The following is a 13,536-nucleotide window of genomic DNA, read 5'->3' on the forward strand; positions in this document are numbered from 1 at the left end:
AGAACGACACCGCTCCGGCGGGTGCCAAAGGAGGCCAAGTGTCTGAGAAGATCCGCGTCGTGCTGGTCGACGATCACCAGCTCGTCCGCATGGGGTTCAAGCTCATTCTCGAGTCGGAACCCGACATCGTCGTCGTCGGCGAGGCAACCGACGGCCGCGAAGCCGTCTCCGTCGTCGCCGAGCTCCGCCCCGACCTCGTCTGCATGGACGTGCAGATGCCGGTCCTCGACGGCATCGCAGCGACCCGCGAGATCATGCAGCTCGGAGGGGCCGTGCCGCGAGTGCTCATGCTGACGACCTTCCGCGACGAGGCCGCCGTCCGCGACTCGCTTCGCGCGGGGGCCAGCGGCTTCGTGCTCAAGAACTCCCCGCCGGAGACACTGGTGGAGGCGGTACGGGTCGTGCACTCCGGTGACGCGCTGCTCGACCCCCAGGTGACGCGCGGCGTGATCGCCGGCATGCTGCAGGACCCCGCGGAGGCAGCGCCGTCCCAGCCTGCGGACGCGCTCCAGGCCGCGCCCGTCTCGCAGTCCGCTGCCGAGCATCCCACTCTCGCGAGCCTCACCGACCGGGAGGGGGAGGTGCTCGCCCTCATCGCGGAGGGGCTCAGCAACGCGGACATCGCGCAGCGGCTCTTCGTGTCCGAGGCGACCGTGAAGACGCACGTCTCGAACCTGCTCGCGAAGATCGGCGTGCGCGACCGCATCCACGCCGTGATCTTCGCCTACAACGTGGGGGTCGTCGCCCCCGTCGAGTAACGGCCGGGTGCGCGCGGCCGGGTGCGTGGCATCGTGCAGCCGGGCCCGGCGGTTCCGTCGTGGTCGGCACCTCCTCACCCGAGCGGATGAACGCCGAGCGAGGGCAGTTCCGTCGCGCGGCCGATCCCTCCTCTGACCGATCTCCGTAGCGTTTCCATCAGGCCCAGAGGTGGACGGGCCGAGAGACGGTGCGGCGGACGTCGCGCGAGACAGGAGGGGTGATGCTCGAGATCCAGAACATCTCCAAGACCTACGGAGACCGCAAGGTGCTCGACGACGTGAGCTTCACGGTCGAGCCTGGCAAGCTCACGGGCTTCGTCGGCGGCAACGGGGCGGGGAAGACCACGACCATGCGCACGATCCTCGGCGTCGTCAAGCCGGACTCGGGCGTCGTCACGATCAGCGGCAGGCCCGTCGCCGTCACCGACCGTGCCCGCTTCGGGTACATGCCAGAGGAGCGCGGCCTCTACCCGAAGATGAAGGTCAAGGAGCAGGTCACGTACTTCGCGGAGCTGCACGGCCTGAGCGCCAGGGAGGCGGCGAGCAACGCAGACCGATTCCTGGAGGATCTGGGCCTCACGGAGCGGGCGGGCGACAACGTCGAAGACCTCTCGCTGGGCAACCAGCAGCGCGCGCAGATCGCGGCGTCCCTCGCGCATGAGCCCGAGATCCTCATCCTCGACGAGCCGTTCTCAGGACTCGACCCGCTTGCCGTCGAGGTGGTCCTCGAGACGCTGCAGGGCTTCGCAGCGCGCGGAGTGCCCGTGCTCTTCTCGAGCCACCAGCTCGACGTGGTGGAGCGACTCAGCGACAACCTCGTCATCATCTCGGGCGGCGCCATCAGGGCGAGCGGCGACCGGAACGAGCTGCAGGAGCGGCACTCCGAGGGCATGCACCGCATCTCGCTCGCGGGTGACGCCGGCTGGCTGCGCGACGAGCCGGGCATCACGGTGCTCGAGTTCGACCGAGGGGACGCGATCTTCGTCGCCGACTCCGGCGAGACCGCGCAGCGCATTCTTCGCACCGCACTCGACCGGGGCCCCGTCTTCGGCTTCGGCCGCCACATCGTGAAGCTCTCCGACATCTACCGGGAGGTCGTCGCATGACAACAACACAGGACACCAAGGCACCGCAGCGGGGCGCCTCCACGCCGCCGCGACAGTTCGGTCTGAGCTCTGCGAAGGGCATCCAGCTCATCGCGAAGCGCGAGATCCTCGTGCAGGCACGCTCGCGCGCCCAGCAGATCTCGTTCCTCGTCACGCTGCTGCTCGTCGCGGGCGGCATCGTCGCCGTCGCGCTCTTCGGCGACGCCATCGGGGGCGGCGCGACCAAGGTGGCGACCGTCTCGGGAACGCAGTCCGTCGCCGCAGCCGCCGGACTCGAGACGACGGAGGTCGCATCCGCTGAGGAGGCGGCCCGACTCGTGACAGACGGCGACGTCGAGTACGCGGTGCTGACGCCGCCGGATGCGCGCAGCCTCGAGCTCTTCACGGGCGACGGGCAGCCGGCAGGCGACCTCGGCGACGGGGCCTTCGTGCTCGTCGGCCTCGACGGCGTTCCGACCGAGGACTCCATGGCGCTCGCCCAGGTGCCGGCATCGTTCTCGCTGCAGGCACCCGAGGTGAACCCCGCGCTTGGCTACATCATGGCCGTCGCGTTCGGCGTGCTCTACTTCATGGCCGCCATGGGCTACGCATACACGATCGCGCAGAGCGTCGTCGAGGAGAAGCAGTCGCGCATCGTGGAGATCCTGCTCTCCACGGTCACGCCCCGCGTCATCATGGCGGGCAAGGTCATCGGCAACAGCGTACTCGCGCTCATCCAGGTCGCCGCGATCCTCGCGGCTGCGGCGATAGCGCTCGCCGCGACGGGGCAGGGCGCGCTGTTCTCGCTCATCGGGCCCGGCTTCATCTGGTTCCTCGTGCTGTTCGTGTTCGGGTTCGTGCTCATCGCGACCCTCTACGCCGGCGCCTCCGCGATGGTCTCGAGGCAGGAGGAGGTGGGCAGCGTCACGACGCCGCTCATGATGCTCATGCTCATCCCGTACATGCTCGTGATCCTGTTCAACAGCAACGCGCTGCTCATGACGATCCTCAGCTACATCCCCTTCTCGGCGACCATCGCGATGCCGCTCCGGGTGGTGCTCGGCCAGGCTGAGTGGTGGGAGCCGATCCTGGCGCTCGTGATCCTCATTGCGACGAGCGCCGTGTCGATCATGATCGGTGCCCGGATCTACGAGAACTCGATCCTGCGCATCGGTGGGCGCGTGAAGCTCAGCGACGCCCTCAAGGGGTAGCCGCGGTCTGAATCGCACCGGTTTCACCGACATCTCTGGCGGGTCAAGCTAACGCTTGGCCCGCTGAGTTGTATGAAGTGTGCAATTCGGGGGCTCGAGTGGCGCGTGATTCTCGTGCCCTCCCACTGGGAAATGGCGAGTGTCGGTGGCCCGTCTTAGCGTGGATGCACCCCCGAACGTTGCAAAGGAGCATCCGTGTCTGACATCAGCATCAACGATCCGGAACTCGACGAGCCTGTCGCTCTCGAGCAGAGCCGCATCGATGTCGGCTGGCTGTCGCAGCAGCTGCTCGGCACCTGGCCGGAGGAGCGGCTGCGCGCGCGAGCGAACTCGGCCCGGCCCGAGCTCTGGCGCGATCCGGCTCTGGCTATGCCGGAGCATCGTGACCGCGTCATGGGCCAGCTGCGCATCCTGGTCGAGGAGGGGGCCGTCAACCTGGCCTTCCCGAAGCGGCTCGGCGGCGGCGAGAACCACGGCGGCAACATCGCCGCGTTCGAGGAGCTCGTCGTGGCAGACCCGAGCCTGCAGATCAAGGCGGGCGTCCAGTGGGGCCTGTTCGGCTCGGCCGTCATGCACCTCGGAACCGAGTACCACCACGACACGTTCCTTCCCGGCATCATGAGCCTCGAGGTGCCGGGCGTCTACGCCATGACCGAGACGGGCCACGGCTCGGATGTCGCCTCGATCGGAACGACGGCGAGCTACGACGAGGGCACGCAGGAGTGGGTCATCGACACCCCGTTCCGCGGGGCCTGGAAGGACTACCTCGGCAACGCGGCGCTGCACGGCAAGGCCGCGGTCGTCTTCGCGCAGCTCATCACGAAGAACGTCAAGCACGGCGTGCACGCCTTCTACGTGCCCATCCGCGACGACGACGGCGGCTTCCTGCCCGGCGTCGGTGGCGAGGACGACGGCGTCAAGGGCGGCCTCAACGGCATCGACAACGGCCGACTGCACTTCACCGAGGTGCGGGTGCCTCGGCGCAATCTCCTCAACCGCTACGGCGACGTCGCGGAGGACGGCACGTACAGCTCGCCGATCGAGAGCCCTGGGCGTCGCTTCTTCACGATGCTCGGCACGCTCGTGCAGGGTCGCGTCTCGCTCGATGGCGCCTCGGTGGCCGCCTCGAAGGTCGCGCTCAAGATCGCGGTCACCTACGCGAACGAGCGCAGGCAGTTTGCGGGCGGCGATGGCGAGGAGACGGTGCTGCTCGACTACGGCATGCACCAGAAGCGGCTCATCCCGCGTCTCGCGACGACGTATGCGCTCAGCTTCGCGCACGAGAACCTCCTCAAGCAGTTCCACGGCGTCTTCTCCGGCGAGCTCGACACCCCCGAGAACCGGGAAGACCTCGAGACCCTCGCGGCGGCGCTCAAGCCCCTCTCGACCTGGCACGGCATCGACACCCTCCAGGAGGCCCGCGAGGCCTGCGGCGGTGCCGGCTTCCTCGCCGAGAACCGAGTCGCGCAGCTGCGCCACGACCTCGACATCTACACGACCTTCGAGGGCGACAACCACGTGCTGCTGCAGCTTGTCGGCAAGCGCCTGCTCAGCGACTACGCCGAGCAGTTCAAGGGTGCTGACCGGGGGCAGGTGACGCGCATCATCGCCGAGCAGACCGCCGAGCGCGTCTACTCGGGCTCCGGGCTCCGGGGCATCGGCCAGATCGTCCTCGACCGCGGCAGCCGCGCGCGGTCCGTCGGCTGGCTACGCCAGCCTGCCACGCAGCACGAGCTGCTGACGGCGCGCGTCGAGACCCTCGTCTCCGAGATCGCCGCCAAGCTGCGCAACGCCAAGAAGCTGTCCAAGGCCGAGGCGGCCGCGCTCTTCAACCGCAACCAGCCGACGCTCATCGAGGCGGCCCGCGCGCACGGCCAGCTCCTGCAGTGGGAGGCGTTCACCGACGCGATCACCACCATGCCGGAAGGCAAGACCCGCCAGGTGCTCACGTGGCTGCGCGATCTCTTCGGTCTGGGCCTCATCGAGGAGAACCTCGCCTGGTACCTCATGTCGGGTCGGCTCTCCGTGCCCCGCGCTCAGGCCGTCTCCGCCTACAGGGAGCGCCTCATCGCGCGTCTGCGCCCGCATGCCGCTGACCTCGTCGATGCTTTCGGCTACGGGCCGGAGCACATCCGCGCCTCCATCGCCTCCGGCGCTGAGCGCGAGCGGCAAGACGAAGCCCGCGCCTACATGCGCGCGCAGCGGGAGTCGGGCACTGCCCCGGTGGAAGAGAAGGCGATGCGCGCTGAGGAGAAGCTCAAGCAGCAGAAGGCGGGCGCCAACGCCTGACGCTCGCGCGCCGAGCCGCGGTCGGCCGCCAACCTGAAGCGGCGGCCTGGGTCGAGGTGCGATACTCGGCGGAGCGTTTCCCGCGCCCCGTGAGTCGAGGAGAGCATCACCGCATGACCGTTGAACCCCGACGTGCCGTCGCGATCATCGGCAGCGGCCCGTCGGCCTGCTACACGGCGCAGGCGCTGCTCAAGCTGCGCCGCGACGTCGAGATCGTCATGTTCGAGCGACTGCCCGTGCCGTATGGGCTCATCCGCTACGGCGTCGCCCCGGACCACGTCGGCACGAAGGCCGTGACTCGGCAGTTCGATCGCCTGTTCACCCGCTCGGGTGTGCGCTTCCTCGGCAACGTGGAGGTGGGGCGGGACGTCGAGTTCGATGCCGTTCGCAGCGCGTTCGACGCGACGGTCGTCGCCACGGGGCTCCACGCCGATGCGGAGCTGCCGCTTCCCGGCTTCGACGACGAGCGGGTCATCGGCGCTGGTCGGTTCATGCGCATCCTCAACCAGCATCCCGGCGACGAGATCTCGCTCCCGCAGCTGGGGAGTCGGGTCGCGGTCGTCGGGAACGGCAACGTCGCGATCGACGTCGTGCGCCTGCTCGCCAAGCACGAGACCGACTTCGAGGGCTCTGACGTGCACTCGCCGCTGCTCGACGCCGCAGCAGGCGAGCTGCAGGTCATCGAGGTGCTCGGGCGGGCAGGCATCGACGACGCCAAGTTCACACCGTCGCTGCTTGCCGAACTCGGGCGCATCGACGATGTCCGCGTCGAGGCCTTCGGCGTCGACGACAGCTCTCTGGCGGACACATCGACTCGGTCCGCACAGGCCGTCGCCCTGGCAGGCCTCCTGGACCGACCGCAGCCGGAGAACCCGCGGGTCACGGTCCGCCTTCGACTCGGCGTCGCGCCGGTGGCGCTCGCGCGGGACGGCGAGACCCTCCGCCTATCGCTCGCCGGACCGGGCGCGTCCGAGGCGCTCGCCGCCTCGACGAGCGCCGAGCCCGCATCCATCGACGTCGACTCCGTCATCACGGCCGTCGGCTTCCACCGCGGCGACGCGCACCTCCTGCACGCGCTCCTCGGTCACGAGGATGATGTCTTCGCGGCGGGCTGGGCGAGACGGGGCCCCAAGGGCACCATCGCCGAGAGCCGCGCCGAGGGTCAGACGGTCGCGCGAGAGGTCGACTCGTGGCTCGCATCCGCGGCGCACGAGCCGCACGATGAGCGGGCCGCACTGCTCGAGCGGCTCGAGGAGAGCGCCGTGAGCTTCGCCGAGTGGAGCACGATCGATGAGCACGAGCAGCGCCGGGCTGGCCCGGGGCGCGTGCGAGCGAAGGAGCAGAACACCGAGACGCTGCTGCGCATCGCACGCGGCCGAGCCGAGGTCGACTCCTCCGATGCACACGCCGAGGCCGGTCGTGCGAGTGTCCAAGACCCCCACCCCGCAAGCAACACCTAGGAGCAGCACATGAGCATTGTCATCCTCTACGGCACCGAGTCGGGCAACGCCGAGCTCGTGGCCGGCGACCTCGCCGACGCCATGCCGGACCGCGACGTCATGGTCGAGGACATGTCGGTCTTCGAGCCGGAAGAGCTCGAGGAAGGCACCTTCTACCTCTTCGTCTGCTCGACGCACGGCGACGGGGAGCTCCCGAGCGGTGCCCTGCCCTTCTGGGAGGAGCTCGACGCCATCCGTCCCGCGCTCGACGGGTACCGCTACGGCATGTTCGGGATGGGTGACACCACCTACTCGGACACCTACAGCCAGGGGAGCGAGCACATCGACCGGCTCATGACGGAGCTCGGCGCGCAGCGCGTCGGCGAGTACGGTCGCCACGACGCCAGCTCGCGCCAGACGGCGAGCGACGCGGCGCTCGCCTGGCTTCCGACGCTGCTCGCGGCGCTCGAAGCGGCCGGCATCGACGCGTAGCGCCCGTCCGACTGGCCTTCCGCCGCCCATCACGCATCAGCGATGGGCGGCGGCGTGTGTCCGGCAGGTGCTGGGGGAGGGCGGCGGATGGCGGTGGAGAGCGAGAGCGACGTGACGGTGTCCGAGACTCCGGGAATCGCGGCGATGCTCTCCCAGACCTCTTTGATGCGCTCGACCGATCGCGCTTCGAGCAGGACGAACAGGTCGTAGTCGCCCGTCAGGATGTCGCACCTGGTGACCTCGGGGACCTGGGCGAGGGCAGCGAGCACGTCGGAGCCGCGCATGCGGTCGGAGCGGTACACGAACAGCACCGCCGAGATCGGGGTGTCCTGGCTGCCGGCGTCATGTCCCCGAACCAGCGTGTAGCCCTCGATGACGCCGTCGCGCTCGAGTCGCTCGATGCGCTGCTTGACGGCGTTCCTGGAGAGCCGCACCTTGTTGCCGAGGGTCACCAGCGGGGTTCGCGCGTTCTTCGTGAGTTCGCGCAGCAGCTGCGCGTCGATGTCGTCGCGTGGTCGCATCGTCATTGTCTGCTCCCTCTTTGAGTGTGACATTAGCACTCTCGCGTGGTTATATGGCATGGGCGCGGGACGAGAATGACGCGATGGCGCGTCAGAGGAGAGGAACACCATGGTTCTCAGCACGACGGTTCGAAGCAGGATCCGGATCTACTGGCCCGTGCAGCCGGAGACGTTCGCCGAGGTCGTCGCTGGCAACGCCGCGGTCTTCGCAGACAGCCCAGACGTACGACCCCTGAGAGAGGCCCTCTCGTCGTTCCCCGAGGTCGGGGACTTCGGCGACTACAAGACGGTGACGGAGGTCTCAATCGGCTTCGAGGGCTTCACTGTCGGCCCAGGGGCTCAGCCGACGCTCGGATCCGCCGGAGAGCGCACCATCTCACCGACGCTCGCCGTGACGACCCACGTCGAGAGCGAGCTGGGCTCTCACCGGCTCACGGAGATCCTCGAGCGCATCGTCGAGGTCCATCCGTGGGAGGTTCCGGTCATCGAGGTCACCGAGGGCGTGACGCTCGTCTCGCGCGCCAGAGACGAGCCTCCTGCCGCCCGCAGCGATCTGTGGCCCCAGCTGCGTTCGGCCATGCTCGGCCGCACGTTCACGGACCTCACGCACGCCTTCCATGCCGGCCAGCCGCGCTTCCCTGCATTCCCCGACGAGGAGCGGACGGAGATCTTCTCCCTCGATCGCGGCGATGGCTTCACGGCCCACCGGTACTCGATCATCGGCCAGTGGGGCACGCACGTCGACCCGCCCTCGCACTTCGCGCAGGGCGGACGCAGCCTCGACGAGCTGCCCGTCGCGGAGATGATCCTTCCGCTGGTCGTGCTCGATATCAGCGCGCGTGCCGCAGTCGACCCCGATGCGACCCCGACGCTGCAGGACATCGAGCTCTGGGAGAGCGAGCACGGGAGGATCCCCGCTCGATCCTTCGTCGCGCTGCGCACCGACTGGAGCACGCGGTGGCCTGACGCGTCGGCCATGGCGAACGCGAGCGCCGACGGGGTCAGCCACGTGCCTGGATGGAGTCGCGAGGTGCTGACGTTCCTGGTCACCCAGCGTGATGTCGCGGCGGTCGGCCACGAGCAGACCGACACCGACCCGGGCTCCGCGACCTCGGTGGGCGACTTCAGCCTCGAGCGGTATCTGCTGGAGCAGGACCGCTGGCAGATCGAGCTCATGGCGCACCTCGACCGCGTCCCAGCGGCGGGGGCGGCTGTGGTCGCGACGTGGCCCAAGCCCCTGGGCGGCAGCGGATTCCCGGCGCGCGTCTTCGCCATCCACTGAGCGTCGCTAGGCTGGCCGCGTGGACTCCAACTCGAGCATGGGGCGTGCGCTGGACGTGCTCACGACCCTCGCCGACCTCACGAGCGTGGCGCCGCACCGGGCGACCGTCGCGCAGGTCGCGGCGATGCTCGAGCGTGACCGCTCGCAGGTGTCTCGGACGCTCAAGTTCCTCACGGAGGAAGGGGCGGTCACGAGGCTCGAGGACCGGAGCTACCAGCTCGGCTGGCGGGGCTACGCCACCGCTCAGGAGCTCACCGATCGTCGCCTCCAGACCGACGGACTCACGCTGCTCGAGGAGCTCGCCGAGAGGACGCGCGAGGCCTGCTTCATCGGCGTGCTGAGCGGTGACAGCACGGTGACGATCGTGGAGGCGCTCCCGACGGCTGCGCGCATGATCGGGTCATGGCTGGGGCGCCCCTACCCCGCGTTCTGCTCGGACGCGGGGCAGGGGGTGCTGTGGGATGCCACCGACGACGAGATCGCCGCGGTGCTCGCCGCGACCGAGTTCCGGGCCGCGGGCCCGAACGCCGCGGCCAGCCTCGAGGAGTTCCTGGCGAGGCTCGCGGCTGCGCGCGAGCGTGGCTACTCGATCGTGGATGAGGAGGCCGAACCGGGCCTGTACTCCGTGGGTGCTCCGGTGTACGACTTCCGGGGCGAGGTGGTCGCCGCCGTGCAGATCGTCGGCACGCGCGAACGGCTGCGCCCGAAGACGGCAGAGCTGGGTGCGGCCGTTCGGGACTGCGCCCTGACGCTGTCCACGATTCTCGCCGCTCCAGTGCACTGAGCATCGCGCGCTCCCGCGCGCATCCGCTCGCTGCTCAGGAGTCGGCGAGCGCGCTGAGGCGATCGGCCGCCGCCGCCATGGCCGCGACGAGACGCGGCTGCGCCGTCTCCGGGAGCGCCCGCGACACACAGCTCAGGGCGGCGACGATGGCCCCTTCCTCGCCGCGAATCGGAGCGGCCAGGTCGGAGGTCCCGTGCTCGAACTCCTCGAACGCGTCGATGTGTCCGGTCGCGCGATCGCGAGTCAGTCGTTCGGAGAGCTCCGTGATCGAGTAGGGGGCTCTCGGGCCGCCGACGCCGACGAACTGTGCGTGCCCGAGCAGCGCCTGGAGCTGATCCGTCGACGCATCCCAGAGCAGCGCCCTGCCGGCTCCCGTGCACCAGATCGGCGTCACCATCCCCGGGCGGACGGAGGTGCTGGCGCCGGACGCGGGCGACTCGAACCTGAGGAGCAGGGCCCGGTCACCGAGCGACGCCGAGATGCGGGCATCCACCTGGAACGCGGAGACGAGCCCGCGAAGCTCTCGACGTGCCTCCCGGAGCCACGGCATCTGGCGTGCTGCGGCCACTTCGAAGTGACGGGGGCCCGGCCGGAAGGCGAGGTCCCTGTTCTTCTCGAGCATGCCCAGCTGGACGAGCTCCTGAGTGAGTCGCGAGACCCGGCTGCGTTCGAGCCCCGTGTGGTCAGCCAGCCTCGAGACGGTGAACGCGCTGCGTCCCGTCGCCTCGCGCTGCGTCGCCGCGGCGAGCAGCTGCAGGCCCTGGGAGAGCGACGACTGCTGGTGCATGCGAGGCTCCCGTCTCGTGGGGCTGCTGGGCAACTCGGTGATCGTGACGTTTCAGCCTAGCGTCGTGGCACGCTCCAGGGCGTGCGCACCCGTTGCCTTCCGCGGGAGCATTCTTCCCCACGCCGTGTAGAGGTCGGCGGCGAGGTGCCCATGCGCGAGCTCCAGGTCGGCGCCGGTCACTTCCTCACCGCCCTGTCTGCCGTAGAGGACCACCTCGTCACCGGGGAACACGCCGTGCACCTCCGTGACGTCGATGGTGAGGCAGTTCATGGCGAGCAGGTCGATGACGGGAGCCCGCTTGCCGCGGATGAGGACTTCGGCTCGACCGCTCAGGTCACGGGGGTAGCCGTCGCCGTATCCCACCGGAACCGTGGCGAGGACGGAGTCCCTCGCGAGTGCATGTGCGCGGTTGTAGCCCACGCTCTCGCCGCGCGAGTAGCCGTTGACGGCCGCGACGCGCGACTTGAGCGCCATCGCCGTCCGGAACCGCTTCGGGTCGGCGGCCGTGTCGCCGTAGAGTGCCGCGCCGATCCGCACGAGGTCGAGTCTCGACTCCGGGACCGTGAACGCGGCGAAGGAGGTGGCGCAGTGCCGGTCGATCGGCGAACGCGCGCCTCGCTGCGCGAGGGTCGCGCGGATGACCTCGGATTCGGCGACGAACCGTGTCGTGCCAGCCCGGACGTCGTCCGCATCCTCTTGAGGGAAGTGCGTCGCGACGCCGCGCACGTCGAGGCCTGGGAGCGAGGCGAGCGCGCGCAGCTCAGCCAGTCCCGCGTCCCGGGAGACGTCGACGCCGTCACGTGAGATCCCGGATGAGTTGATGGAGAGGTGCACTGGGATGCTCCGTCCAGCGGCGACGGCGACGGCCGACGCGGCGGTCGCGTGGGGGAACCCGCCGATCCATTCCTCGATCATCCACGCCGTGCCCGCCTGCATCTCCTGCGGCTGCGCTGAACGCAGCCGCAGGAGACGCCCCGTGAAGCCAAGGGCGCGGAGTTGGGCGGCTTCACGGTTCCTCGAGATGCCGAGCATCTCGATGTCGTGGGCGATGACGACGGGGCCGACGAGATCGATGCCGTGCCCGTAGGCGTCGGACTTCAGCACGACGCAGAGCGTGCTGTTGCCGGCGAGCTCTCGCTTGATCTCCCGAAGGTTGTGGTGGATGGCGTCGAGGTTGATCTCAACCCAGACCGGCTCCGCCGTCATCGCGGTGGTCATGACGTGTGGCTCCTCGGTGTGTCCAGCTGCTCAGCTGGGGCGGACGCAGCTTCCTCGTCGACGAGGAGCGCCGGCTTCGCGCCCCGGCGCGTGTACCGCCACCAGAAGACGACGTAGCAGGCGATGACGAAGGGCACGCCGAAGTACAGTGCGGCGATCTGGTTCGGGTCGAACGCGATCGCCACGATCGAGATGCTGAGGAGCGCGAACGCGAGGATCGGGACGAACGGGTAGAGCGGGGTCCGGTAGGCCAGGGTGCTGACGTCGCCGCCGGCCCGGACGAACTTCCTCCTGTGGAAGAACTGGGACGCGACGATCGACATCCAGACGGCGACGACGGCGAAGCCTGCGACGGAGACGAGGACGAGATAGACCGTCTCGGGCGCCATGACGCTCGAGATGAGCGAGGCGAGCCCGCCGAGCATGCTGACGCTGAGGGCCGTGAGGGGGATGCCTCGCCGGGTGAGCTTCGTGAATGCGCGTGGGGCGTGCCCCTCCTCGGCGAGGGAGAAGAGCATCCGCGCGCAGGAGAAGAGTCCGCTGTTGCCGGCGGAGAGCAGCGCCGTGATGATGACGAAGTTCATGATGTCGGCGGCGAACGGGATGCCGATGTACTCGAAGACGGTCACGAACGGGCTGTCGGTCACGCCGGTCTCCTCGTACGGGACGATGGCCGCGATGACCGTGATGGCGCCGATGAAGAAGATGACGAGGCGCAGCACGGTCGACTTGAGCGCACGCGGGATGTTCTTCGCCGGGTCCTTCGTCTCGCCGGCCGCGACGCCGATCAGCTCGGAGCCACTGAAGGCGTAGAAGACGGCGAGGGCGGTCACCAGCACCCCGGAGATCCCGGTCGGGAAGAGGCCGTCCGGCGTCTCGAAGTTCGTGAAGAACACGGGGCCGTGCTCGGCGGCTGGGCCACCGAACGGGGCGAAGCCGAAGATGGCCGCGCCGCCGAGGATGATGAGCACGACGATGGCTGCGACCTTGACGATCGAGAACCAGAACTCCGACTCCCCGAACACGCGCGCCGAGATGGCGTTCATTCCGAAGAGCGCGGCGGCGAACACCAGGCACCAGATCCAGACGTCGACGCCCGGGAACCACCGCTGCATGAGGATCCCGGCGGCGGTGAACTCGGAGCCGAGGGCGACGGCCCAGCAGAGCCAGTAGAGCCATGCTGTCGTGAACCCGGTCGCGGGGTTGATGCTCCGGGCCGCGTAGATGTGGAAGGCGCCCGAGACCGGGTAGGCGACGGCCAGCTCGCCCAGGCAGGTCATCACGAGGTAGACGACTACGGCGCCGATGCCGTAGGCGAGGACGGCACCGAGGGGGCCAGCCTGCGAGATCGTGTAGCCGGAGCTCAGGAACAGGCCAGAGCCGATGACTCCGCCGAGCGCGATCATGACGAGGTGACGCGCGCCCATGGATCGCTGCAGCTTGCGCAGGGGAACTTGGGTCGACGTCGTGTGCGGGAGCGAGTTGGGCAGCTCTTCGTGCGTTGAGGGGGACATGGGCTCACCTTTGAGTTCTGTGTCGCGGTCGAGGAGCAGTGTGCAACATAGCCACGCGTTGATGCCTATATTGCATCCTCTGGAGGTAATTCCCAAGTATCCCGACGAACTGCCCCGACGCAAGCATCCGAAGCCGCGTCAGGCACATGGGCAGCG

At 69.1% G+C, this 13,536-nt stretch carries 12 protein-coding genes; 8 read left to right on the plus strand and 4 right to left on the minus strand.

The features are described 5' to 3' along the window. Positions 1–38: 38 nt before the first annotated feature. From C5B99_RS02515 to C5B99_RS02540, 6 genes are all read left to right on the plus strand, one after another. Positions 39–758, plus strand: coding sequence for a response regulator transcription factor (locus C5B99_RS02515; RefSeq protein WP_104240197.1), 720 nt, complete (start codon positions 39–41; stop codon positions 756–758). Positions 759–979: 221 nt separating this feature from the next. Beyond that, positions 980–1,864 (plus strand): ABC transporter ATP-binding protein, encoded by an 885-nt coding sequence (locus C5B99_RS02520; RefSeq protein WP_104240198.1) that lies wholly within the window; start codon positions 980–982, stop codon positions 1,862–1,864. Then, complete coding sequence (locus tag C5B99_RS02525; protein WP_104240199.1) at positions 1,861–3,054, plus strand: ABC transporter permease; 1,194 nt, start codon at positions 1,861–1,863, stop codon at positions 3,052–3,054. Before C5B99_RS02520 ends, C5B99_RS02525 begins: the two co-directional genes overlap by 4 nt. 195 nt (positions 3,055–3,249) lie before the next feature. Beyond that, the gene (locus tag C5B99_RS02530; RefSeq protein WP_104240200.1) at positions 3,250–5,343 is read left to right on the plus strand and encodes an acyl-CoA dehydrogenase; all 2,094 of its coding nucleotides are present in this window, start codon (positions 3,250–3,252) and stop codon (positions 5,341–5,343) included. A 113-nt stretch (positions 5,344–5,456) separates the two neighbouring features. Then, on the plus strand, positions 5,457–6,803 hold the full coding sequence (locus tag C5B99_RS02535; RefSeq protein ID WP_104240201.1) for an FAD-dependent oxidoreductase: 1,347 nt from the start codon (positions 5,457–5,459) through the stop codon (positions 6,801–6,803). Between the two features lie 9 nt (positions 6,804–6,812). Next, a complete protein-coding gene (locus C5B99_RS02540; protein ID WP_104240202.1) occupies positions 6,813–7,274 on the plus strand; it encodes a flavodoxin domain-containing protein in 462 nt (153 codons plus the stop codon). Between the two features lie 29 nt (positions 7,275–7,303). Here C5B99_RS02540 and C5B99_RS02545 read toward each other — a convergent pair whose 3' ends face one another. Then, complete coding sequence (locus C5B99_RS02545) at positions 7,304–7,801, minus strand: Lrp/AsnC family transcriptional regulator (protein WP_104240203.1); 498 nt, start codon at positions 7,799–7,801, stop codon at positions 7,304–7,306. A 571-nt stretch (positions 7,802–8,372) separates the two neighbouring features. On the opposite strand from C5B99_RS02545, the gene C5B99_RS02550 reads away from it, so the two are divergent. Continuing rightward, positions 8,373–9,077 (plus strand): cyclase family protein, encoded by a 705-nt coding sequence (locus C5B99_RS02550; protein ID WP_104240246.1) that lies wholly within the window; start codon positions 8,373–8,375, stop codon positions 9,075–9,077. A 19-nt stretch (positions 9,078–9,096) separates the two neighbouring features. After that, entirely contained in the window at positions 9,097–9,861 is a 765-nt protein-coding gene (locus C5B99_RS02555; RefSeq protein WP_258063010.1) for an IclR family transcriptional regulator, read from the plus strand. A 34-nt stretch (positions 9,862–9,895) separates the two neighbouring features. On the opposite strand, the gene C5B99_RS02560 is transcribed toward C5B99_RS02555, so the two are convergent. The 3 genes from C5B99_RS02560 to C5B99_RS02570 are packed head-to-tail and all read right to left on the minus strand — an operon-like array spanning position 9,896 to position 13,380. Then, complete coding sequence (locus C5B99_RS02560) at positions 9,896–10,648, minus strand: IclR family transcriptional regulator (protein ID WP_104240204.1); 753 nt, start codon at positions 10,646–10,648, stop codon at positions 9,896–9,898. 51 nt (positions 10,649–10,699) lie between these two features. Beyond that, positions 10,700–11,866 carry an alanine racemase gene (alr, locus tag C5B99_RS02565; RefSeq protein WP_104240205.1) on the minus strand — a complete coding sequence of 389 codons (1,167 nt, stop codon included), beginning with the start codon at positions 11,864–11,866 and terminating at the stop codon, positions 10,700–10,702. Beyond that, on the minus strand, positions 11,863–13,380 hold the full coding sequence (locus C5B99_RS02570; RefSeq protein ID WP_374953459.1) for an amino acid permease: 1,518 nt from the start codon (positions 13,378–13,380) through the stop codon (positions 11,863–11,865). Before C5B99_RS02570 ends, alr begins: the two co-directional genes overlap by 4 nt. Positions 13,381–13,536 lie beyond the last annotated feature (156 nt).

The organism is Pseudoclavibacter sp. Z016 (genome assembly GCF_002931215.1).
Classification (GTDB): Bacteria; Actinomycetota; Actinomycetes; order Actinomycetales; family Microbacteriaceae; genus Pseudoclavibacter.

Coding starts and splice junctions, on each gene's coding strand:
- C5B99_RS02570 (WP_374953459.1), bottom strand. CDS start 13,380: ATGTCCCCCTCAACGCACGAAGAGCTGCCCAACTCGCTCCCGCACACG.
- C5B99_RS02550 (WP_104240246.1), top strand. CDS start 8,373: ATGCTCGGCCGCACGTTCACGGACCTCACGCACGCCTTCCATGCCGGC.
- C5B99_RS02535 (WP_104240201.1), top strand. CDS start 5,457: ATGACCGTTGAACCCCGACGTGCCGTCGCGATCATCGGCAGCGGCCCG.
- C5B99_RS02540 (WP_104240202.1), top strand. CDS start 6,813: ATGAGCATTGTCATCCTCTACGGCACCGAGTCGGGCAACGCCGAGCTC.
- C5B99_RS02525 (WP_104240199.1), top strand. CDS start 1,861: ATGACAACAACACAGGACACCAAGGCACCGCAGCGGGGCGCCTCCACG.
- C5B99_RS02560 (WP_104240204.1), bottom strand. CDS start 10,648: ATGCACCAGCAGTCGTCGCTCTCCCAGGGCCTGCAGCTGCTCGCCGCG.
- alr (WP_104240205.1), bottom strand. CDS start 11,866: ATGACCACCGCGATGACGGCGGAGCCGGTCTGGGTTGAGATCAACCTC.
- C5B99_RS02545 (WP_104240203.1), bottom strand. CDS start 7,801: ATGACGATGCGACCACGCGACGACATCGACGCGCAGCTGCTGCGCGAA.
- C5B99_RS02520 (WP_104240198.1), top strand. CDS start 980: ATGCTCGAGATCCAGAACATCTCCAAGACCTACGGAGACCGCAAGGTG.